Here is an 18,062-nt window from a genome sequence, read left to right on the forward strand (position 1 = left end):
TATAGGCCAACCGGAAGGGGTTGTCAGCCCCTTCCGGTCACGACCGTGATTCAGGCGTTGCCGAGATAGTCCCGCTTGCCGATCTCGACGCCCGCGTTGCGCAGGATCCCGTAGGCGGTCGCCACATGGAAGAAGAAGTTCGGCAGGGCGAAGCCGGTCAGATAGGCGCCGCCCTTGAAATGCTGTTCGCCGCCCGGGAATTTCAGGACAACGTCGCGGTCCTCGCCGCCCTCGAAGGCGGAGGCGTCCACGGATTTGATGAAGGCGATGGTGGCGTCGATCCGGCCCTTCAGCTCGGCGAAGCTGGTTTCCGTATCGGCCATCGACGGGTTCTCGGTCCCGCTCAGCCGGGCCACCGCGCCCTTGGCCGAATCCGAGGCCAGCTGGATCTGGCTGGAGAAGGGCCGCATGTCGGGCGCGAGACGCGCCTCGATCAGCTTCGCCTCGTCGAAGCCCTGCGACAGGGCCTTGTCCATCAGGGCGGACAGATTGGTCAGGGCGCGCACGAAGACCGGCGCGGAGGCGTCGTAGAGACCGAAGGCCATGAGAATTTCCCGGGTGTTTCCTGTCCGCTTTCGGACGCCCGGTATCTGTTAGGCGGTCCGTTCGAATTCAAGGAACAGCGGCGCCGTATCGCCCAGTTTCTTTTCCTCGTAGCGGGTCACCATATGGTCGGCCGGGGCGGTCGTCCAGTCCTCGGCGCTTTCGGCCAGCCAGAGCAGCTGCGGATTGCGCTGGAACCGCTCCAGCGCCCACTCGGCATAGTCCTTCCAGTCCGTGACGAAACGCAGCCGCCCGCCGGGCTTGAGCACCCGCACGAGGGCGGCGACGAAGTCGTCCTGGACCAGCCGGCGCTTGTTGTGGCGCACCTTGTGCCAGGGGTCGGGGAACAGGATCATCACCCGGTCCAGCGCGGCCTCGGGCAGGGCCTCGACCACCGCCCGGGCGTCGTCGGCATACAGACGCACGTTCTTCAGCCCGCCCTCATCCACATGACGCAGGGCCGAGGCGACGCCGTTCAAAAAGGGCTCGCAGCCGATCAGCAGGGCCTCGGGATTGCGCGCCGCCTGTCCGGCCAGATGCTCGCCGCCGCCGAAGCCGATCTCAAGCCAGACGGCCTTCGCCTCCGGCATCATCGCGGCCGGATCGACCGGCCCGGCCTTGGGGTCCGGCACGGCGATGGACGGCATCAGGGTGTCGAACAGGGCCGCCTGCAGCGGCTTGATCGGGCGCGACTTGATCCGGCCGAAAGTCCGCATCGGACGATGGCCGCTCGTATCGGCGGGAGCATTGGGATCGGGGGTCTTGGAGGCGGGCATGGCGCCCTCTAGCGGGTGATGACGACGGAAAGAAGCCGCCGGCCAAAAGAATGGAGGCGTGAAAACGCCGGCCGCCCCTTTCGGAACGACCGGCGAAATCAGGACCGCGAAGGATCAGGCGCGTATCAGGCGAGGGCCTTGAGTTGATCGACCAGGTCGGTCTTCTCCCAGCTGAAGCCGCCTTCGGCGTCGGGTTCGCGCCCGAAATGGCCATAGGCCGTGGTGCGGGCGTAGATCGGCTTGTTCAGGCCCAGGTGCTCGCGGATAGCGCGCGGGGTGGCGCCGCCGATAAGGCCCAGGATGTTCTCTTCCAGAACGCTCTCGTCGATCTTGCCGGTGTGGTGCAGGTCGACGTGGATCGACTGAGGCTCGGCGACGCCGATGGCGTAGGAGATCTGGATGGTGCAACGGTCGGCGAGGCCGGCGGCGACCACGTTCTTGGCCAGGTAGCGGCAGGCATAGGCGGCCGAGCGGTCGACCTTGGTCGGATCCTTGCCCGAGAAGGCGCCGCCGCCGTGGGGCGCCGCGCCGCCATAGGTGTCGACGATGATCTTGCGGCCGGTCACGCCGGCGTCGCCGTCCGGGCCGCCGATCTCGAACACCCCGGTCGGGTTGATGTGCCAGACGGTGTTCTCATCGGTGAAGCCTTCCGGCAGCACTTCGAGGATGTAGGGCTTCACGATGTCGGCGACGTCGGCCGACGACAGGCCCGGGGCGTGCTGGGTCGAGAGCACGATCGAGGTCGCGCGAACCGGCTTGCCGTCCTCATACAGGATGGTGACCTGGCTCTTGGCGTCGGGCTCCAGCCGCGTGTCGCCGGCGTGGCGGACCTCGGCCAGCTTCTTCAGGATGTTGTGGCTGTACTGCAGGGTCGCCGGCATCAGCTCGGGCGTCTCGTTCGAGGCATAGCCGAACATGATGCCCTGGTCGCCCGCGCCTTCGTCCTTGTTGCCCGCTGCGTCGACACCGACGGCGATGTCAGCGGACTGGGGGTGGAGATGGTTCTGGAACTCGAAGGTCTTCCAGCTGAAGCCTTCCTGATCATAGCCGATGTCCTTGACCGCGGCGCGCACGGCGGCCTCGATCTCTTCCTTGATGCCCGGCGCCCAGTTTCCGGACACATCCATGATGCCCTCGCCACGGATTTCTCCGGCCAGGACCACCAGATTGGTCGTGGTCAGGGTCTCGCAGGCGACGCGGGCATAGGGGTCTTTAGACAGGAACAGATCGACGACGGTGTCCGAAATCCGGTCCGCGACCTTGTCGGGGTGGCCCTCGGAGACGCTTTCGGAGGTGAAGTAGAAGGAAGAACGGGACAAGGGACTGGCTCCGGCGGCGCACTCTGGGGCGCACAGTTGGCGCCAGACATATAAAGATATGCTTATATGTTCAAGGCCGCGGGCGGGCGGGGCGGTCCGAGAGGGGCGGAGCCGCCGCCCGTTCTCCCGCCAGCCAACGCTCGAAGACGCCGCCCAGCAAGGCATAGAGGGTGATCAGACCAAAGACCCACTGGGCCACAATATTTTCGCGCGCGGTGATCTCCGAGCTGGTCAGGACGGCGACATAGGCCAGAACCACCAACCCTTGCGCCGCCGGGGCCAGGAACAGCCACCAGCGGTCGAACCTGAGGGTCAGCCAGCCCAGCACCCCGAGCAGGATCACATCGGCCGCGGCCAGGCCGAACATGAACTCTCCCACCCGGCCGAACTGAAGGACCAGGCCCGCCAGATAGTTGAACAGCAGGATGGCGGCCGTCATCCGCTCCGGATGGCCGCCTCTCAGCCAGGCGATCGGCAGGATCACCACGGTGGAGACGAGGAAGAAGAGCTGGGTGGGCGGCACGGCCGGTCAGGACCGCTTCTTGGCCACGCCGGGATAGACCTTGGCGTCGATCTTGCCGACGGCCTCGTGCATCTGCCCCAGCATCACCACCGTCGTGGCCACGAAGGCGGCCAGGATGACGGTCAGGCCGACGATCAGCAGAATGCGCAGAAACGGCCCCTGCGGCGGTTGCCGATAGCCGAGACGCGCGCCGTCACCCGCCGCCGTTTCCGGAGGCCTCGTCGCCGGAGGTTCCGGCAGGACGGCGGCGGCCTCCATGGGCCGTTTCGGATCATCCATGGCGCCGTCCACACCCGCTTCCGCGACGGTCTCTGGTACGACAGGGTCCAGGAGGGCGAGCGCCGCCTTACGCCGATTGACCCCCAACCGCTGACACGCCTCATGGACGTGCTTCTTCACCGTCGCCTCGGAAATCCCGAGATGGGCCGCGATCTCCTTGTCAGTGCGGAAGGCGGTTAGGCGCAGACACTGCTCCTGACGCGCACTCAAACGAGGATGCATCAACGACTCCAGGGGATCGTCTCAACTAGAGCGTTTGCCCCTTGGTCGTCCACCATCTGAGCGCGGTTCATCGGGCAGAAAACGCGCCGTTTCAAGCCTATGCCTAACGCCTATCCGAAAACTGGGACGCTGTGGCGTCCGAACGGCGCCTGGCGCGGGCTTGGGTTACACCTGAGAGGTATCGGGGGGCGGTCTGTCGGGCGATGGCCCGGCGCTGGAACGCCGGGCCATCCCATCCGTGACGGATCGCCGCTCGAGGGTGCGACGCGAGGTGTGAGCCTCATCAAAAAGACGTCGCCGGACCGATGCCGCCTCACAACAAGCGCGATGGGGACCTCGTCCGGACGACGCCTTCGGCGCCTTGGGTGGTCCGGGCCTTGCAACCTTCACGGTATTCGGCGGGCGTTTGTCCCACGCCGATCCAATACCCCGACCGCAAACGGACCCGCCCATGCTGATCGCCGCCTGCCTCCTCGTCGCCCTCGCCGTCCTGGCGGTGATCGGCCTGTTCATTCGCGAGGGAATCGAGAAGCGCGGCTATCTGAAGAACCGCCGCCGCCAGCCCGGCCGTATCCCGCTCAGCTAAGCGCGATGGAAATCGTGGTGCGTCTGGAGAGGGAGTGGTGCCGCTTAGGTGACTCGAACACCTGACCCCATCATTACGAATGATGTGCTCTACCGGCTGAGCTAAAGCGGCCCTCGGCGATCGGGGCCGGGGCCCCGCGACGCGAGGAGGGCTCTTTATACGGGACGCGGCGCCTTGCCAAGCGCTTCCATGAGGCTGTTTTCATCGGGGCGGGCGGCGATGCGCACCTCGGCGAAGCCGCAGGCCGCGATCGGAGCCGCCACGGCGGAGGACAAGGCCACGGCGATGCTTTTCGCGGCGGCCTCCTGGATGAGGCCACGCGCCAGAACCTCGGCCGCGCGGGCGGACTGGATCAGAACGATGTCGAAGGTTGCGGGGACGGGCGCCGCGGTCTCGACGGTGCGGTAGACGGTGAAAGCTCGCACCAGGACCCGTCCGACCAGCAGCCCCGCCAGATCCACCGCCGGTTGCTCGGCGCCCGGGACGAGAAGAACGCCCCTGCGATCGCCCCAGTCCGCCGCGATCCGTTCGGCGAGGGCCGCCGCGTCGCCCCCCGTCGATGTCGCGGCGGAGACGACATCCGTGAAGCCCGCGCGGCGCGCCGCCTCGGCCGTGCGGTCGCCGACGGCGAAGACGGGCCAATCCCGGCGTGGAGTCAGGCGGGCGAAGGCGAGGCCGTTGACGCTGGTGAAGGCGAGGGCGGCGACGTCGTCCAGCGGGACCTCCGGCGCGCGGAAATCGGGATCGCGCGTCAGCAGGGGCGAGACCACGGCCGCGAACCCCGCCGCGCGGACGCGATCGGCGAGACGGTCGGCGCCGGGGGCCGTGCGGGTGATCCAGACGGTGGGTCTGGAGACGCTCACGCGAGGTCCAGCGATCCCGGCGCGACTTCCTGATCACCGGCCGCGACATGAACCTCATGGCCCAGAGTCTGGCCCAGAGCGTGAGCGGCGGCCTCGGCATCGACAGCGTGGATGTCGCCGAGCGTCCCGGACCGACGCCAGCGGGCTGAGCCGTCGGGGCTGAGCATTTCGGTGGTCAGCAGCAGATGGCCGTCGCCAAAGGTCGCATGGGCCCCGACCGCCGTGCGGCAGGACCCCTCCAGCGCGACCATAGCCCCGCGCTCGGCGGCGACGGCCAGGGCGGTCATCGGATGGTTGAGGGCGGCGATCCAGCGGGCGTGTTTTTTGGCCTCCTCGTCCCCGTCGCGGGTCTGGATGGCCAGGGCCCCCTGCCCCGGCGCCGGCAGGAATTTGTCCAGCGACAGCCGCTCGCGGATGACGTCCGACAAGCCCAGCCGGTTCAGCCCGGCCGTGGCCAGAAGGATGGCGTCGAACTCGCCGTCGGCCAGCCGCTTCAGCCGGGTGTCGACATTGCCGCGCAGCATCTGGATGTCGAGATCGGGCCGTAGGGCCAGCGCCTGGGCCTGACGCCTGAGCGAGGCCGTGCCGAAGCGGGCGCCCGTGGGCAGGTCGTCGAACGAGGCGTACTGATGGCTGATGAAGGCGTCCGAGGCGTCCTCCCGCACGGGGATGGCGGCGATGCGCAGGCCCTTCGGCTGTTCGGCCGGGACGTCCTTCATCGAATGGATGGCCACATCAACGCGGCCGTCCAGCAGGGCCTCCTCGATCTCCTTGGTGAACAGGGCCTTGCCGCCGATCTCGAGCAGGCGTCGGTCCTGGACCCGGTCGCCCGTGGTGACGATCTCGACCAGAGGAACCTGCTCCAGCGTCAGGTCCATGGCGGCGGCGATGGCGCGCTGCATCATGCCCGATTGGGCCAGAGCCAGCTTCGAGCGCCGGGTGCCGATCCGAATGACAGGGGACATGAACGTTGCGCGGGCCTTGTGGGGTCGCTACCTCGACCCGATGAGTATCGGCGCGGACTATAGCAGCGGGAACCACCCGGCAACCGAGGGCCAATTGCCCAAGGGGGATCTCCTCGTTCTCGGGCTGGAGACCAGTTGCGACGAAACCGCGGCGTCGGTCGTGCGGCTGACGGCCGACGGGACGGCGACGGTCCTGTCCTCGGTCGTCCATTCCCAGATCGACGACCATGCGGCCTTCGGCGGGGTCGTACCCGAGATCGCGGCGCGCAGCCATGTCGAGATGATCGCGGGCGTGACCGAGCGGGCCATGACCGAGGCCGGTCTGGGCTATGGCGAGCTGGACGGCGTCGCGGCCACCGCCGGGCCCGGTCTGGTCGGCGGGGTCATGGTGGGCCTGAGCTTCGGCAAGGCGGCGGCCCTGGCGCGCGGCCTGCCCTTCGTGGGGGTCAACCATCTGGAAGGCCATGCGGTCTCGGCCCGGCTGGGCGCGCCCGTGGCCTATCCCTTCCTGCTGCTTCTGGTCTCCGGCGGCCATTGCCAGCTGCTGGAGGTGCGCGGCATCGGCGACATGAGCCGGCTGGGCACCACGATCGATGACGCCGCCGGCGAGGCCTTCGACAAGATCGCCAAGGCCATGGGTCTGGGCTATCCGGGCGGTCCGGCGCTGGAGAAGCTGGCGGCGAGCGGCGACGGCTCCCGCTTCGACCTGCCGCGCGCCCTTCTGGGCCGCAAGGACTGCGACTTCTCCTTCTCGGGTCTGAAGACCGCCGCCTCGCGTCTGGCCCAGACCGTGGAGACCGATCAGGACCGCGCCGATCTGGCCGATGCCGTCCAGTCCGCCATCGCCCGCCAGCTGGCCGAGCGGTCCGAGCGGGCCATGAAGGATTACGCCGAGAAGCACGCACACCGGCTCTTTGTCGTCGCGGGCGGGGTCGCGGCGAACAGGACGGTGCGTTCAACGCTTGAATCCGTGGCGGCGAAGCACGGCTTTTCCTTCCTCGCGCCGCCGATGGCCTATTGCACCGACAATGCCGCGATGATCGCGCTTGCGGGGGCCGAGCGGCTGCAACTGGGGCTGACCTCGGACATTGATACAGCCGCCCGGCCGCGTTGGCCGCTGGACGAAGCGCGCGCCTTGGCCGATCCTGTCCATCCCGCGGGCCGCAAGGGCGCGAAGGCGTAAGGGTAGCGAATGGAATTTCGATCTGCGGGCGTGATCGGCGCCGGCGCCTGGGGCACCGCCCTGGCGCAGGTGACAGGCTGGGCGGGGCTGGACACCCTGCTGCAGGCGCGCGAGCCCGAGGTGGTCGAGAGCATCCGCGAGCGCCGCATCAATGAGGCCTTCCTGCCTGAGGTGGTGCTGGACGACCACGTCAAGGTCACGCCTGACATCGCCGATCTGGCCGCCTGCGACATGATCCTGGCCGTGCCCCCGGCCCAGCACCTGCGCTCGGTGATGACGGCGTTCGCCGCCCACTATCGCCCGGGCGTACCCATCGTCCTCTGCTCCAAGGGCATCGAACGCGGCTCGTTGAAGCTGATGACCGAGGTTCTTGCCGAATCGATCCCGGGCGCGACGGTCGCGGTCCTGTCGGGCCCCAGTTTCGCCGCCGACGTGTCGCGCGGCCTGCCGACCGCCGTCACCCTCGCCTGCGCCGATGCAGCCTTGGGCGAAGAGCTGATGTGGACCCTGTCGGCGCCCGGCTTCCGGCCCTATCTGGCCACCGATCTGATCGGCGCCGAGGCCGGCGGGGCCCTGAAGAACGTCCTGGCCATCGCCTGTGGCATCGTCGAGGGCCGGGGTCTGGGCCGCTCGGCCCATGCGGCCCTGATCACGCGAGGCTTCGCCGAGATGACGCGGCTGGCCGTGGCCCTGGGCGGCGAGGCGGAGACGGTGGCGGGCCTGTGCGGTCTCGGCGACCTCGTCCTGACCTGCTCCAGCCCGCAGTCGCGCAATATGAGCCTGGGCCTCGCCCTCGGTCAGGGCCAGACGGTCGAACAGGCGCTGGCCGGCAAACGCTCGGTCGCCGAGGGCTATGAGAGCGCGCCCGCCGTGCGCGATCTGGCCCGCAAGCTGGGCGTCGAGACCCCGATCTGCGAAGCCGTCGCCGCCGTCTTGGCCGGAGAGACCACGGTCGACGTCGTCATCGACGGACTTCTGTCGCGCCCGCTCAAGGTCGAGCGCAATTGAGCGAAGCCGCCAGTGAGGCGCCGACCGAGCGCAAGCGCGTCTGGACGACCCCGCCGAACGTCACCCTCGGCCTGATCGACGACATCGCCGAGCCCGGCTCGCGGGGCTACGTCCTGCAGATCGGCGAGGCCTTCTTCCACGGCTTCGTGGTCCGCAAGGGCGGCGAGGTCGCGGGCTGGATCGACCGTTGCCCCCACGCAGGTTTCCCGATCGCGGTCGAACTCGATCGCTATCTGACCCCGGACGGGAGCCTGATCCTGTGCGGCTGGCACGGAGCGGTGTTCGAGCCGATCAGCGGCAAATGCGTCGGCGGGCCGTGCGCGGGCGGCAAGCTGTCGCCCTGGCCGGTCAAGGTCGAGGGCGGGATCCTGAGGACGGCCTGAAGGCTAGTCTTCGTCGCCGAAGGCCTCGTCGACCTCGTCTTCAGTGATGCGCTTGGACGGATCGCCCGGCTGGCCGAGGTTCTGTTCCTCGGTGCCGTCGCCCATCATGCCGGGGTGCGGATCGGTATTTTTCGGATCAGCCATGGTCGTCATCCTGTCTGGAGGAGACTCGACAACGTTGGGTCGCCGGCCGCGTTCCCCCCTCGGGTGAAGTCCGGAGGGCTACTTCCTCAGGCGCCGCGCATTGGCCAGGGCGGTGTCGTGGATCGGCTTCAGCGCCTCGGCCTGGGCCCGCAGAAGTTCGGTGTTCAGGGTCAGCATCTGGCCCGCGGCCCGGCCCCACCAGCCCATGGCGTAGTCATACTGGGCGGCGGCGAAGGCCTGGGGGGTGGCGGCGGCGGCCAGGGCGGTCGCGGCCTTGCCCGCATGACCCAGCTCTTCCATCGCCGACTGCGACAGCCGACCGCCGACGTCGCCGAGGTTCTTGCTGAGTGAGGCGGCGGCCTCCGACAGGGCCTCGGTCTTTTCCGTGCCCATCAGGGCGATTTCGTTGAGGTCGGCTCGCGTCGGATCAGCCATCCCGGCGGCAAGGATCTCCAGCCGGGCCACGATGACGTCGCCCGCGGCCTTCATCATCTCCCCGCCCGCCACGGCCGTCGTCGCCGCCGAGCGGGCATTGCGCGCCGCCCGCTTGCTGTCGGTCAGGAATTTGTCGAGCAGGTTTTCGGTCATGATCTCAGTCGTGCGCCCGGCCGGCCTTTACGGCAAGGTTTCGTTGGAAAACTCTGACACGTCCTTAAGAAGCGCGGGAATGGCAAGATCGATGATCCGCTGACCCTTCTCGGGGCTGGCCTGGGCCGGGTCCGAACCGATGCGGCCGTCGGGGAAGCGGGCGCGGTAGTCCAGGGCGTCGCGGATCGGGCCGCTGGGCGCGATCTTCGGCGAATAGTCGGCCGTCTTGATCCGGTCCGGATAGGCGGCCTGGGTGACGGCGATCTCGGACGGGGTGGCGTGCATGCCGTGGCCGGTTGGAAACAGGGAGTTGCACAGCCCCATCACGCCGGGCAGGTCCCACCAGTTCCTGAGCTTGAGCACCATCGGCGGATGCTCCTCGACGAACGACCATTCGGCGTAGATCTCGGAGAAGGTCGCCTCGATCGTCGCGACGTTTCCGCCGTGGCCGTTGAGGAAATAGATCCGCTCGAAGCCGTGGCGGCTCAGCGACGACACCCAGTCGGTGATCGCGGCCATGAAGGTCGAGGGGCGCAGGGAGATGGTGCCCGCGAAGGCCAGATGGTGCTGGGCCATGCCGATGTTGAAGGTCGGGGCGACGACCAGGCTGTCATCGGTCTTCTCGGCCGCATGGGCGATGATCTCGGGGCAGAGCCAGTCGGTGCCCAGAAGCCCGGTCGGGCCGTGCTGTTCGTTGGAGCCGATGGGCACGACCACCGTCTTGGTCTTCTTCAGCTGCGCATCGATTTCGGGCCAGGAGGACAGGTGGATCAGCATGGCGGGAGCTCCGACGCGACTTGAGGTGCGGGCCTTGTATCAGACCCCGGACGGTTCGGGGGCCTCCGGCGCGACGATTTCTCCGCATCGGCGGTTGGCGAAGGCCGAAGCCTCCTCTACGCCGTTGTTCAGCCATGCCTCACTCGTCCACGCCCCTGCCCGCGGAAGTCGACGTCGCCGTGATCGGCGCGGGATCGTCGGGGATCGCGGCGGCGCGGCGGCTGGGGGCGGCGGGCGTTTCCGTCATCGTGCTGGAGGCGCGCGACCGGATCGGTGGCCGGGCCCACACCGTGCATCGGCGCCTGACGCAGCATCGCGGCGGCAGCCTCGACCTGCCGCTCGACATGGGCTGCGGCTGGCTGCATTCGGCCGATGAGAACCCTCTGGTCGCCCTGACCCGCCAGAACGGCCTGACCGTCGACGAGACCCCGCCGCCCTGGAGCCAGGCCGCCTTCGGCATGTCGGTGGACGAACGCGCTGCCTATCGCGCCGCCTTCGACGCCCTGGACGCCCGGATCGAGGAGGCCGTGGCGCGCGGCGAGGACCGGCCCGGCGCCGACTTCTTCGCCCCCGCCGACACCGCCGAAGGCCGCTGGAACGGCCGGATGGACGCCCTGTCCGGCGCCCTGAACGGCGCCAGGTTCGCCGACGTCTCCACCGCCGACTACGTCGCCTATCGCGACACGGGGGTGAACTATCGGGTGCTGGAGGGCTACGGGACCCTGATCTCGACCCTCGGCCGGCCTGTGCCGATCGTGCTCGACTGCCCGGTCGGGAAGATCGACCGGACCGGACCGCTGATGAAGGTCGAGACCCTGCGCGGGGCGGTGCTGGCGAAGACCGTCATCCTGACGGTCCCGACCAACCTGATCGCCTCGGAAGCCCTCCGTTTCGATCCGCCCCTGCCCGAGACGGTCGAGGCGGCGGCGGGCCTGCCCCTGGGTCTGGCGTCCAAGGTCCATATGGCGGTCGAGACGCCGGAGGACTTCCCCAAGGACGGCCAGCTCTGGGGCCGCAGCGATACGGCCCAGACCGCCGCCTACCATCTGCGCCCGTTCGGCCGGCCGGTGATCGAGGCCTATTTCGGCGGCGACCTGGCCTGGGGGCTGGAGGCCGAGGGCGAGGGGGCCTTCTTCGACTTCGCCGTCAGCGAGCTGGTCGATCATCTGGGGTCGGACTTCAAACGGCGGCTGACGCCCCTGACCACCTCCATGTGGGGCGCCGAGACCTGGTCGCGCGGCGCCTATTCCCACGCCCTGCCCGGCCATGCGGGCGACCGCGCCCGTCTGAGACATCCCGCCGAGAGCCGGCTGTTCATCGCCGGCGAGGCCACGGCCCCGCACTTCTTCGGTACCTGCCACGGCGCCTGGATGGAGGGCGAACGCGCCGCGCTTCAGGCCATGGCCGCGCTGGGCGTCGACCGCTGGCTGTCGGAGCCGCGGGAAGAGCAATAATTTCCGTCATCCTCGGGCTTGTCCCGAGGACCCATGGCGGACACGGTCAGGACAGGGACGGACAAGGTCGGGTGTCGAACTCACACGGTCCGGATGCTGAAAGATGGGTCCTCGGGACGAGCCCGAGGATGACGGAGTTTTGGGTTTGGCGAAGGCGGTGAAATCAGCGGCGAAGGCGAAGCCGAGAGGCAAACCGGCCCCCGCCCCCAAACGCCCGTCCATCATGACCGGGGCGGCCATCCCGACCCTGGCCTGGCCGCCGGACGAGGACCGGGTCGATCAAATCTTTGAGCGTCTGGCCCGGGTCATGCCCGAGCCGAAGACCGAGCTGAACTTCTCCAGTCCCTATACGCTGGTGGTCGCCGTCGCCCTGTCGGCCCAGGCGACCGACGTCTCGGTCAACAAGGCCACTGATCGGCTGTTCGCGGTCGCCGACACCCCGGCGAAGATGCTGGCTTTGGGCGAAGAGGGACTGGTCCCCTACATCGCCTCGATCGGCCTCTATCGCGGCAAGGCGAAGAACGTCATCGCCCTGAGCCGGATCGTCATGGAGCAGCACGACGGCGCCGTCCCCCTGACCCGCGAGGCCCTTCAGGCCCTGCCGGGGGTCGGGCGAAAGACGGCCAGCGTGGTTCTGAACGAACTGGGCATCGAGGCCGCCATCGCGGTCGATACCCACGTGTTTCGCGTCTCCCACCGCCTCGGTCTGGCCAATGCGGCCACGCCCGACAAGGTCGAGGCCCAGCTGTTCCGCGTCGTGCCCGAGGCCTTCCTGCCGAAGGCCCACCACTGGCTGATCCTGCACGGCCGCTACACCTGCACGGCGCGAAAGCCCAACTGCCCCGGCTGCATCATCTCGGACCTCTGCCCCTCGCGGGCCGGTCTGGTCGCCTTGGGCGAGGCGCGTTAGGCCTCCAGCCGCGCCCTGACCGCCTCGGCGAAGCCCGCCCCCGCTCGCGGATCGTTCTTCAGATAGAAGTCGGGCTCGATCAGCTCGGCCTCCATCAGGACCCAGCGGCCCGCCTGATCGCGGGTCATGTCGATGCGGGCATACAGCAGCGGCTCGTCAATGGCGGCCCGCACCTGCTGCGCCAGCGCCATCGCCTCGGCCGGGGGCTCGACGGAGACATAGGTCCCGCCGAACTGCACCTGGATGCGGAATTCGCCGGGCACGGGGGTCTTGTTGACCGCATGGCTGAACCGGCCGCCGAAGAAGAGCAGGCTGGTTTCACCCTCGCTGGCTATGGCGGGCAGATAGGGCTGGATCATCGCGGCGCCGTCAGGCGCATCGATCAGGGCCTCGCCGCGCTTGAGCCGCAGGGTCTTCCACGCCCCGCCCGAGACGGTCGGCTTGATCACCAGTTCCTCGGCGCCGAAGGCTTCGAACGCCGCCTCGACATCGGCCTCGGTCACCTTGTCCGTGAAGCGCGTGGGCGGAATCGGCACGCCTTTCGCCTCGAGCCGGGCCAGATAGGATTTGTCGGAGTTCCAGCCCAGCACCGAGGCCGGATTAGCCAGGGGCACGCCTGCCGCCGTCCAGGTCTTCACCGCCTGCAGGAACCGGGCGTGGTCGCGGTGATAGCCCCAGAGGAGCACCGGCAGGACCAGGGGGAACCGCGTCAGGGCGCCGGCCTCTTCAATATGATCGACCCAGCTTTCGGGCACGGCGACGATTCCGGCCCCGGCCAGGGCGCCTTCCAGGCGCGCCAGCACCTGGGGCCATTGGCCGCGATAGGAGGAATCGGCGGGATCGGGGGTCAGGATGGCGATGGTGGTCATGTGAGCTCCTAGGGCGCCGCCTATAGCCGAGCCGCTCCTCCGAAGAAACGCATAAGCATGTCCTTATATGTTTCGCATGACACCCTTCGCCGGGTCGGCTAAGGGGCGATCATGACCCAAAACGCCACCTATGATGTTTGCGCCGTCGGAAACGCCATCGTCGACGTGCTGAGCCCCTGTGACGACGCCTTCCTGGTCGCACAGTCCCTGACGCCCGGCTCGATGCAACTGGTCGACGAGGACCAGAGCGCGGCCCTGTACGACGCCATGGCGGCGGGCGTGGAGGCCTCGGGCGGTTCGGCGGGCAACACGGTCGCCGGCGTCGGCTCGTTCGGCGGCAAGGCGGCCTATATCGGCAAGGTCGCGCCCGATACGCTCGGCGGCGTCTTCACCCACGACATCCGCGCCTCGGGCGTGCATTTCGACACCGCACCTCTGGAAGACGGCGCCGGCACCGGCCGCTGCCTGATCAACGTCACGGCCGACGGCCAGCGCACCATGTGCACCTTCCTGGGCGCCGCCAACCAGCTGTTCGCCGCCGATATCGACGAGGCCCTGATCGCCGACAGCGCCATCGTTTACCTGGAAGGCTATCTGTTCGACCCGGCCCCGGCCCGCGCCGCCTTCGAGGCCGCCGCCGCCGCCGCCCACAAGGCCGGCCGCAAGGTCGCCATCACGCTTTCGGACACCTTCGTCGTCGCCCGCTGGCGCGCCGAACTGCTGAGCTTCATCGCAGCCTCCGCCGACATCGTTCTGGCCAATGAAGGCGAACTGGGCGCCCTGTTCGAAACCGAAGATTTCGACGCCGCCGCCACGAAACTGGCCGGTCTGGTCGAGGTCGCAGCCGTCACCCGCGGCGCCGACGGTTCGGTGATCATCAAGGGCGAGGAGCGCGTCGCCGTCGCCGCCTTCCCGGTCGACAAGGTTGTCGACACCACCGGCGCAGGCGACCAGTACGCCGCCGGCTTCCTGCTGGGTCTGGCGCGCGGCCTGTCGCTGGCCGACGCCGGCAAGCTGGGCTCGCTGGCCGCCTCGGAGGTCATCGCCCACTGGGGACCGCGTCCGATGGTCAAGCTGGACGCGCTGGCGGCCGAAAAGGGCCTGACCCTCAGCTGAGATTTCTCAGCGTCGCCGGGAAGTCGTCGCCCCGCAGAGCGCGCGACCGGTCGGGCTCCAGCGCCTCATGCACCGAGGCCACCGCATAGATCTGGAGATCGACCTCCTCGGCCAGTCTGGCGCAGGCCTTCATGGATTTGCGCGCCTCCGGGTTGGCCTGCATCGCCTCATAGTCTTCGAGACTGCGCCACTGGGCGTAGTTGACGACCCGGTCGCCGCGCGGGCCGCGATGGAGGCTGGCCGAGACGAAGCCCGCCTGATGACGCATCACCCTGTCCGTCGCCTGTTGCAACAGATCGAGCAGGGCGTCGGCCCGATCCGGTCTCACCCGGAAGGTGTTGATCAGGACGACCGGGGCTTCCCCCTCGACGATGCGGACCATGAGGCGTCTCCCTGCCGAATGGGATCAACGCCCGGGTTCGCCGCCGGGTTGCGGCGCCGCCCCTGAGGGGCGGGCCGTCGCCTTCAGTGGCTGGTCAGACGCGAGGCGCCGCCGGTGATCTTGCAGATGTTGTCGGTCTCGGGCCGGCCGGTCTGGGCGCCGGTCGGAACGAGGATGCCGCCCCGCGCCTGGCATTCATCGGACAGTTTCTGCTCGCGGACGGAATAGTTCCCTTCCGCCGGGCCGGTGCTGGCGCAGGCCGACAAGACGGCGGCGACGGTCAGGAGGGCGGGAAGGCGGAGAGTGGAAGGGCGCATGGAACCGACTCCGGTGGATCAACGAACGAACGGCCCAGCCTGTGCCTCGTTCCGGTCCGGATCAAGGCTCCGCGTGATCCCGTTCGGGTTGAACATCGCGTCCGCAACCGGACAGAATGGCGACAAACCTCGCATATGGCTCCGGTCGGGCCTATCTGTGGTCAATGACCTTCCGACCGACGACCATAGAACGTGCGTATGAACTGGCGAAAAGCGGGGCCTGCCGCACCGTCGGCGACATCAAGGCGAAACTGCAGGCCGAGGGCCACGAGCGGGTGCAGGACCGGCTTTACGGCGGCTCCCTGACGTCCGCCCTGCGCAAGCTTTGCACGGAACACTATGTCGCACCCGAAGGCGACGACGCCCCCGCGTCGGCCGTTTCCGAGGACGAGGACGCCGCCTGAGCACGGGCCCGGTTGCGGGGCCAGTCAGGGGGCAGGGCGCAACGCCTTGTTTCGGCGCCCGTTTGGGCGCATAAGCCCCCTCGTCGATCTCTTTGCGTAACGCCCCTCTCTTTGCGAACGCACCGAGTTTCCAGGCCTTTCCCACTCAGACCCGACAGGCCGCGCACGCTGTTGTGCGTGGTCAATCGCTAGCGGAGGTCCTGAAAATGGCTACCGGCACTGTCAAATGGTACAACCCCACCAAGGGTTACGGCTTCATCGAACCCTCGGACGGCGGCAAGGACGTCTTCGTCCACGTCTCGGCCGTTGAAGCGTCCGAGCTGAACACCCTGAACGAAGGTCAGAAGATCTCCTACGAAGTCGAGCGCGACCGTCGCTCGGGCAAGGAATCGGCCGGCCAACTGAAGTCGGCTGAATAGTCTTTCGACTGTTCGATGAATTCGCGGGGCCGGTGGGAAACCACCGGCCCCGTTTTCATATCCTCCCCATGAAACGGGGAGGGGGGACCGCCCGCGGCCGGGCGGGTGGTGGAGGGGCTCTTGCCGCCTCCTGCAGCCCCGCGTAATGGCCGAGCCATGTTCGGCCTCGCCAATCCCGAGCGCTTCATGCGCTTCACCGGCCCCCTGACCCCCTGGCTGTGGGGCGCGGCGGCCGTGCTGCTGGCGGCGGGGACATGGCTGTCCTTCACCGCCCCCGGCGACTATCAGCAGGGCGACACGGTGCGGATCATGTTCGTCCATGTGCCGGCGGCCTCCCTGGGCACCCTCGTCTATGCGGCCCTGGGGATTTCCAGCTTCTTCGCCCTCGTCTTCCGCCACCCCCTGGCCGACGCCGCCGCCCGCGCCGCGGCCCTGCCCGGCGCCGCCTTCACGGCGCTTGCCCTGATCACTGGCTCCCTCTGGGGCCAGCCGATGTGGGGGACCTGGTGGGTCTGGGACGCGCGCCTGACCTCGGTGCTGGTCCTGTTCCTCTTCTACCTCGGCTATATGGCCCTGCGCTCGGCCATCGATGACGAGACCAGGGCCGCCCGCGCCGCCGCCGTGCTCGGTCTGGTCGGGCTGATCAACCTGCCGATCGTCAAATTCTCCGTGGACTGGTGGAACACCCTGCATCAGCCGGCCTCCCTGCTGCGCGCCGGAGGATCCAGTCTGGCGCCCGTCTTCCTCTGGCCGCTGCTGACCATGATGGCGGCCTATGCGGCCCTGTTCCTGGCGGTCTGGCTGACGTCCATCCGCACCGAGATCGTTCGCCGCCGGGTGATGTCGCTGCGCGCCCGCGCCGCTCTGGAAGCCTAGACGATGCTCGACCTCGACATGACGCCCTACGCCGCCTTCGTCTGGCCCGCCTGGGGGATCAGCGCCCTCGTTCTCGCCTGCCTCGTCGCTCGCGCCGTCGTCGTTTCGCGCCGCTGGAAGCGTGAGCTGAAGCGGCTGGAGAGTGAACAGATGCGTACCGATGAGACTCCGACCATCCGCGCTCAAGCAGCGCGAAGCGCGATAGCGCAACCAGAATGATGCGCTGGTTGGCGGTGATCCCGCTCGTCGTTCTCGCCGCCCTGGCCGTGCTGTTCGTCGGCTGGTCGCTGAAGCACGATCCGACCTACAAGCCGGACGCCGCCGTGGGACGGGACGCGCCCGAGCGGGTGTTGCCGGTGCTGGTCGGGTCCGTCGCCGGGCCGTCCAGCGTCGACCTGAAGACCGTGGCCATGGGCCGGCCCGTGATCGTCAATATGTTCGCCAGCTGGTGTGCGCCCTGCCGGGTCGAACACCCCCGGTTGATGGCGCTCAAGGCCCGGGGCGTGCGCATCATCGGCGTCGCCTACAAGGATGAGCCCGAGGCCACGGCCCGGATGCTGGAAGACCTCGGCAATCCCTTTGACATGGTTCTGGTCGATCACGAGGGCCGGGCGGGGCTGGATCTCGGCATCTCCGGCGTGCCCGAAAGCTTCGCCGTCGACCGCACCGGCCGGATCGTCGCCAAGTCCTCGGGGCCCCTGACCAACGACGCCGACGTCGAACGGCTGGTCGCGGCCCTGGAGTAGCCGCCCCGGCTCCTCCGGCCCTGAGACAAGCGTCAGTGTTCGACCGGATCGACGGTCACGCTTGTCGGCTTCACAGTGGATGACGATCCCGGACCGCTTCGGGACAGGGGACGGAGTCCGATCCGTTAACCCTTTCTGTAGGGATTTCGTTAACCGTATTCCGATGAGCGCGATTCGCCCCAATCTGCCCGCTGTCACGCCTCAGGGCGGGGAACAGGCCGCGCCGTCATCGGCTCTGCGGCAGGCCCAGGCCGCCTTCTTCCGCGCGGCTCTCGGCGAGGTTCAGGCCGCTCCGGTCGCCCACACCGCGGCGCCGGCCCGGGTCGCGGCACAGTCCGCCGCGGCGGCCACGCCCGACAGCGCCCGGCCCCTGCGTCCCGGCAGCCTTCTGGATATCAAGGTCTAGGAAC

The 18,062-nt window shown here is 68.5% G+C and carries 26 protein-coding genes and 1 tRNA gene; 13 read left to right on the top strand and 14 right to left on the bottom strand.

Annotation, left to right across the window (positions count from 1 at the left end; all coding sequences use genetic code 11):
- Positions 1 to 50: 50 nt before the first annotated feature.
- From ACW172_RS06690 to ACW172_RS06710, 5 genes are all read right to left on the bottom strand, one after another.
- Positions 51 to 545, bottom strand: a complete 495-nt coding sequence (locus tag ACW172_RS06690) for a DUF1993 domain-containing protein (RefSeq protein WP_492034398.1) — start codon at positions 543 to 545, stop codon at positions 51 to 53.
- A 48-nt stretch (positions 546 to 593) separates the two neighbouring features.
- Positions 594 to 1,319 carry a tRNA (guanosine(46)-N7)-methyltransferase TrmB gene (gene trmB, locus ACW172_RS06695; RefSeq protein ID WP_492034399.1) on the bottom strand — a complete coding sequence of 242 codons (726 nt, stop codon included), beginning with the start codon at positions 1,317 to 1,319 and terminating at the stop codon, positions 594 to 596.
- Positions 1,320 to 1,444: 125 nt separating this feature from the next.
- Positions 1,445 to 2,638 carry a methionine adenosyltransferase gene (gene metK, locus ACW172_RS06700; protein WP_492034400.1) on the bottom strand — a complete coding sequence of 398 codons (1,194 nt, stop codon included), beginning with the start codon at positions 2,636 to 2,638 and terminating at the stop codon, positions 1,445 to 1,447.
- A gap of 70 nt (positions 2,639 to 2,708) precedes the next feature.
- The gene (locus tag ACW172_RS06705; protein WP_492034401.1) at positions 2,709 to 3,161 is read right to left on the bottom strand and encodes a hypothetical protein; all 453 of its coding nucleotides are present in this window, start codon (positions 3,159 to 3,161) and stop codon (positions 2,709 to 2,711) included.
- A 6-nt stretch (positions 3,162 to 3,167) separates the two neighbouring features.
- Complete coding sequence (locus tag ACW172_RS06710) at positions 3,168 to 3,662, bottom strand: helix-turn-helix domain-containing protein (RefSeq protein WP_492034402.1); 495 nt, start codon at positions 3,660 to 3,662, stop codon at positions 3,168 to 3,170.
- 451 nt (positions 3,663 to 4,113) lie between these two features.
- Here ACW172_RS06710 and ACW172_RS06715 point away from each other — a divergent pair, with 451 nt between their 5' ends.
- Complete coding sequence (locus ACW172_RS06715) at positions 4,114 to 4,248, top strand: hypothetical protein (RefSeq protein ID WP_492034403.1); 135 nt, start codon at positions 4,114 to 4,116, stop codon at positions 4,246 to 4,248.
- A 35-nt stretch (positions 4,249 to 4,283) separates the two neighbouring features.
- Here the strand turns inward: ACW172_RS06715 and ACW172_RS06720 are convergent.
- From ACW172_RS06720 to hemC, 3 genes are all read right to left on the bottom strand, one after another.
- Positions 4,284 to 4,359: transfer RNA gene (locus tag ACW172_RS06720), tRNA-Thr, on the bottom strand.
- A gap of 44 nt (positions 4,360 to 4,403) precedes the next feature.
- Positions 4,404 to 5,111: a uroporphyrinogen-III synthase gene (locus ACW172_RS06725; protein WP_492034404.1), complete on the bottom strand. Its 708-nt coding sequence runs from the start codon at positions 5,109 to 5,111 to the stop codon at positions 4,404 to 4,406.
- Positions 5,108 to 6,076: a hydroxymethylbilane synthase gene (gene hemC / locus ACW172_RS06730; RefSeq protein WP_492034405.1), complete on the bottom strand. Its 969-nt coding sequence runs from the start codon at positions 6,074 to 6,076 to the stop codon at positions 5,108 to 5,110. The genes ACW172_RS06725 and hemC overlap by 4 nt, the downstream gene beginning before the upstream one ends.
- Positions 6,077 to 6,116: 40 nt before the next feature.
- On the opposite strand from hemC, the gene tsaD reads away from it, so the two are divergent.
- Genes tsaD through ACW172_RS06745 form a run of 3 tightly spaced genes read left to right on the top strand, consistent with a single transcriptional unit; the run spans position 6,117 to position 8,650 of the window.
- Complete coding sequence (gene tsaD, locus ACW172_RS06735) at positions 6,117 to 7,259, top strand: tRNA (adenosine(37)-N6)-threonylcarbamoyltransferase complex transferase subunit TsaD (RefSeq protein ID WP_492034951.1); 1,143 nt, start codon at positions 6,117 to 6,119, stop codon at positions 7,257 to 7,259.
- A 9-nt stretch (positions 7,260 to 7,268) separates the two neighbouring features.
- Entirely contained in the window at positions 7,269 to 8,267 is a 999-nt protein-coding gene (locus ACW172_RS06740; RefSeq protein ID WP_492034406.1) for an NAD(P)H-dependent glycerol-3-phosphate dehydrogenase, read from the top strand.
- Positions 8,264 to 8,650, top strand: a complete 387-nt coding sequence (locus ACW172_RS06745; protein ID WP_492034407.1) for a Rieske (2Fe-2S) protein — start codon at positions 8,264 to 8,266, stop codon at positions 8,648 to 8,650. The genes ACW172_RS06740 and ACW172_RS06745 overlap by 4 nt, the downstream gene beginning before the upstream one ends.
- A 3-nt stretch (positions 8,651 to 8,653) precedes the next feature.
- On the opposite strand, the gene ACW172_RS06750 is transcribed toward ACW172_RS06745, so the two are convergent.
- From ACW172_RS06750 to ACW172_RS06760, 3 genes are all read right to left on the bottom strand, one after another.
- Positions 8,654 to 8,794, bottom strand: a complete 141-nt coding sequence (locus ACW172_RS06750; protein ID WP_492034408.1) for a hypothetical protein — start codon at positions 8,792 to 8,794, stop codon at positions 8,654 to 8,656.
- A gap of 78 nt (positions 8,795 to 8,872) precedes the next feature.
- The gene (locus ACW172_RS06755; protein ID WP_492034409.1) at positions 8,873 to 9,382 is read right to left on the bottom strand and encodes a phasin family protein; all 510 of its coding nucleotides are present in this window, start codon (positions 9,380 to 9,382) and stop codon (positions 8,873 to 8,875) included.
- 27 nt (positions 9,383 to 9,409) lie between these two features.
- Complete coding sequence (locus ACW172_RS06760; RefSeq protein WP_492034410.1) at positions 9,410 to 10,159, bottom strand: creatininase family protein; 750 nt, start codon at positions 10,157 to 10,159, stop codon at positions 9,410 to 9,412.
- A gap of 134 nt (positions 10,160 to 10,293) precedes the next feature.
- Here ACW172_RS06760 and ACW172_RS06765 point away from each other — a divergent pair, with 134 nt between their 5' ends.
- Together ACW172_RS06765 and nth are read left to right on the top strand one after the other, a co-directional pair.
- A complete protein-coding gene (locus tag ACW172_RS06765) occupies positions 10,294 to 11,613 on the top strand; it encodes a flavin monoamine oxidase family protein (RefSeq protein WP_492034411.1) in 1,320 nt (439 codons plus the stop codon).
- A gap of 223 nt (positions 11,614 to 11,836) precedes the next feature.
- Positions 11,837 to 12,523 carry an endonuclease III gene (gene nth / locus ACW172_RS06770; RefSeq protein WP_492034412.1) on the top strand — a complete coding sequence of 229 codons (687 nt, stop codon included), beginning with the start codon at positions 11,837 to 11,839 and terminating at the stop codon, positions 12,521 to 12,523.
- Here the strand turns inward: nth and ACW172_RS06775 are convergent.
- Positions 12,520 to 13,392: an ATP-grasp domain-containing protein gene (locus ACW172_RS06775; RefSeq protein WP_492034413.1), complete on the bottom strand. Its 873-nt coding sequence runs from the start codon at positions 13,390 to 13,392 to the stop codon at positions 12,520 to 12,522. The two genes, nth and ACW172_RS06775, sit on opposite strands and share 4 nt — an antisense overlap.
- Positions 13,393 to 13,503: 111 nt before the next feature.
- On the opposite strand from ACW172_RS06775, the gene ACW172_RS06780 reads away from it, so the two are divergent.
- The gene (locus ACW172_RS06780; protein ID WP_492034414.1) at positions 13,504 to 14,508 is read left to right on the top strand and encodes an adenosine kinase; all 1,005 of its coding nucleotides are present in this window, start codon (positions 13,504 to 13,506) and stop codon (positions 14,506 to 14,508) included.
- On the opposite strand, the gene ACW172_RS06785 is transcribed toward ACW172_RS06780, so the two are convergent.
- Together ACW172_RS06785 and ACW172_RS06790 are read right to left on the bottom strand one after the other, a co-directional pair.
- Positions 14,501 to 14,890, bottom strand: coding sequence for an antibiotic biosynthesis monooxygenase family protein (locus ACW172_RS06785; RefSeq protein WP_492034415.1), 390 nt, complete (start codon positions 14,888 to 14,890; stop codon positions 14,501 to 14,503). The two genes, ACW172_RS06780 and ACW172_RS06785, sit on opposite strands and share 8 nt — an antisense overlap.
- A gap of 83 nt (positions 14,891 to 14,973) precedes the next feature.
- Positions 14,974 to 15,207 (bottom strand): hypothetical protein, encoded by a 234-nt coding sequence (locus tag ACW172_RS06790; RefSeq protein WP_492034416.1) that lies wholly within the window; start codon positions 15,205 to 15,207, stop codon positions 14,974 to 14,976.
- 164 nt (positions 15,208 to 15,371) lie between these two features.
- Here ACW172_RS06790 and ACW172_RS06795 point away from each other — a divergent pair, with 164 nt between their 5' ends.
- The 6 genes from ACW172_RS06795 (at position 15,372) to ACW172_RS06820 (ending at position 18,058) form a co-directional block, all read left to right on the top strand.
- Positions 15,372 to 15,611, top strand: a complete 240-nt coding sequence (locus ACW172_RS06795) for a hypothetical protein (protein ID WP_492034417.1) — start codon at positions 15,372 to 15,374, stop codon at positions 15,609 to 15,611.
- A 206-nt stretch (positions 15,612 to 15,817) separates the two neighbouring features.
- Positions 15,818 to 16,030, top strand: coding sequence for a cold-shock protein (locus tag ACW172_RS06800; protein ID WP_492034418.1), 213 nt, complete (start codon positions 15,818 to 15,820; stop codon positions 16,028 to 16,030).
- A 156-nt stretch (positions 16,031 to 16,186) separates the two neighbouring features.
- Positions 16,187 to 16,906, top strand: coding sequence for a heme ABC transporter permease (locus ACW172_RS06805; protein ID WP_492034419.1), 720 nt, complete (start codon positions 16,187 to 16,189; stop codon positions 16,904 to 16,906).
- Positions 16,907 to 16,909: 3 nt separating this feature from the next.
- Complete coding sequence (gene ccmD, locus ACW172_RS06810; RefSeq protein ID WP_492034420.1) at positions 16,910 to 17,125, top strand: heme exporter protein CcmD; 216 nt, start codon at positions 16,910 to 16,912, stop codon at positions 17,123 to 17,125.
- On the top strand, positions 17,122 to 17,652 hold the full coding sequence (locus ACW172_RS06815) for a DsbE family thiol:disulfide interchange protein (protein ID WP_492034421.1): 531 nt from the start codon (positions 17,122 to 17,124) through the stop codon (positions 17,650 to 17,652). Before ccmD ends, ACW172_RS06815 begins: the two co-directional genes overlap by 4 nt.
- Before the next feature lie 163 nt (positions 17,653 to 17,815).
- Entirely contained in the window at positions 17,816 to 18,058 is a 243-nt protein-coding gene (locus tag ACW172_RS06820; RefSeq protein WP_492034422.1) for a hypothetical protein, read from the top strand.
- Positions 18,059 to 18,062 lie beyond the last annotated feature (4 nt).

The organism is Brevundimonas sp. ALps5 (genome assembly GCF_058681645.1).

Bases quoted from the DNA above. Each gene is read 5' to 3' on its own strand.
- ACW172_RS06690 (WP_492034398.1), bottom strand. From the start codon at position 545: ATGGCCTTCGGTCTCTACGACGCCTCCGCGCCGGTCTTCGTGCGCGCC.
- trmB (WP_492034399.1), bottom strand. From the start codon at position 1,319: ATGCCCGCCTCCAAGACCCCCGATCCCAATGCTCCCGCCGATACGAGC.
- ACW172_RS06710 (WP_492034402.1), bottom strand. From the start codon at position 3,662: ATGCATCCTCGTTTGAGTGCGCGTCAGGAGCAGTGTCTGCGCCTAACC.
- ACW172_RS06715 (WP_492034403.1), top strand. From the start codon at position 4,114: ATGCTGATCGCCGCCTGCCTCCTCGTCGCCCTCGCCGTCCTGGCGGTG.
- hemC (WP_492034405.1), bottom strand. From the start codon at position 6,076: ATGTCCCCTGTCATTCGGATCGGCACCCGGCGCTCGAAGCTGGCTCTG.
- tsaD (WP_492034951.1), top strand. From the start codon at position 6,117: ATGAGTATCGGCGCGGACTATAGCAGCGGGAACCACCCGGCAACCGAG.
- ACW172_RS06740 (WP_492034406.1), top strand. From the start codon at position 7,269: ATGGAATTTCGATCTGCGGGCGTGATCGGCGCCGGCGCCTGGGGCACC.
- ACW172_RS06750 (WP_492034408.1), bottom strand. From the start codon at position 8,794: ATGGCTGATCCGAAAAATACCGATCCGCACCCCGGCATGATGGGCGAC.
- ACW172_RS06755 (WP_492034409.1), bottom strand. From the start codon at position 9,382: ATGACCGAAAACCTGCTCGACAAATTCCTGACCGACAGCAAGCGGGCG.
- ACW172_RS06760 (WP_492034410.1), bottom strand. From the start codon at position 10,159: ATGCTGATCCACCTGTCCTCCTGGCCCGAAATCGATGCGCAGCTGAAG.
- ACW172_RS06765 (WP_492034411.1), top strand. From the start codon at position 10,294: ATGCCTCACTCGTCCACGCCCCTGCCCGCGGAAGTCGACGTCGCCGTG.
- nth (WP_492034412.1), top strand. From the start codon at position 11,837: ATGACCGGGGCGGCCATCCCGACCCTGGCCTGGCCGCCGGACGAGGAC.
- ACW172_RS06775 (WP_492034413.1), bottom strand. From the start codon at position 13,392: ATGACCACCATCGCCATCCTGACCCCCGATCCCGCCGATTCCTCCTAT.
- ACW172_RS06780 (WP_492034414.1), top strand. From the start codon at position 13,504: ATGACCCAAAACGCCACCTATGATGTTTGCGCCGTCGGAAACGCCATC.
- ACW172_RS06785 (WP_492034415.1), bottom strand. From the start codon at position 14,890: ATGGTCCGCATCGTCGAGGGGGAAGCCCCGGTCGTCCTGATCAACACC.
- ACW172_RS06790 (WP_492034416.1), bottom strand. From the start codon at position 15,207: ATGCGCCCTTCCACTCTCCGCCTTCCCGCCCTCCTGACCGTCGCCGCC.
- ACW172_RS06795 (WP_492034417.1), top strand. From the start codon at position 15,372: ATGACCTTCCGACCGACGACCATAGAACGTGCGTATGAACTGGCGAAA.
- ACW172_RS06800 (WP_492034418.1), top strand. From the start codon at position 15,818: ATGGCTACCGGCACTGTCAAATGGTACAACCCCACCAAGGGTTACGGC.
- ACW172_RS06805 (WP_492034419.1), top strand. From the start codon at position 16,187: ATGTTCGGCCTCGCCAATCCCGAGCGCTTCATGCGCTTCACCGGCCCC.
- ccmD (WP_492034420.1), top strand. From the start codon at position 16,910: ATGCTCGACCTCGACATGACGCCCTACGCCGCCTTCGTCTGGCCCGCC.
- ACW172_RS06815 (WP_492034421.1), top strand. From the start codon at position 17,122: ATGATGCGCTGGTTGGCGGTGATCCCGCTCGTCGTTCTCGCCGCCCTG.
- ACW172_RS06820 (WP_492034422.1), top strand. From the start codon at position 17,816: ATGAGCGCGATTCGCCCCAATCTGCCCGCTGTCACGCCTCAGGGCGGG.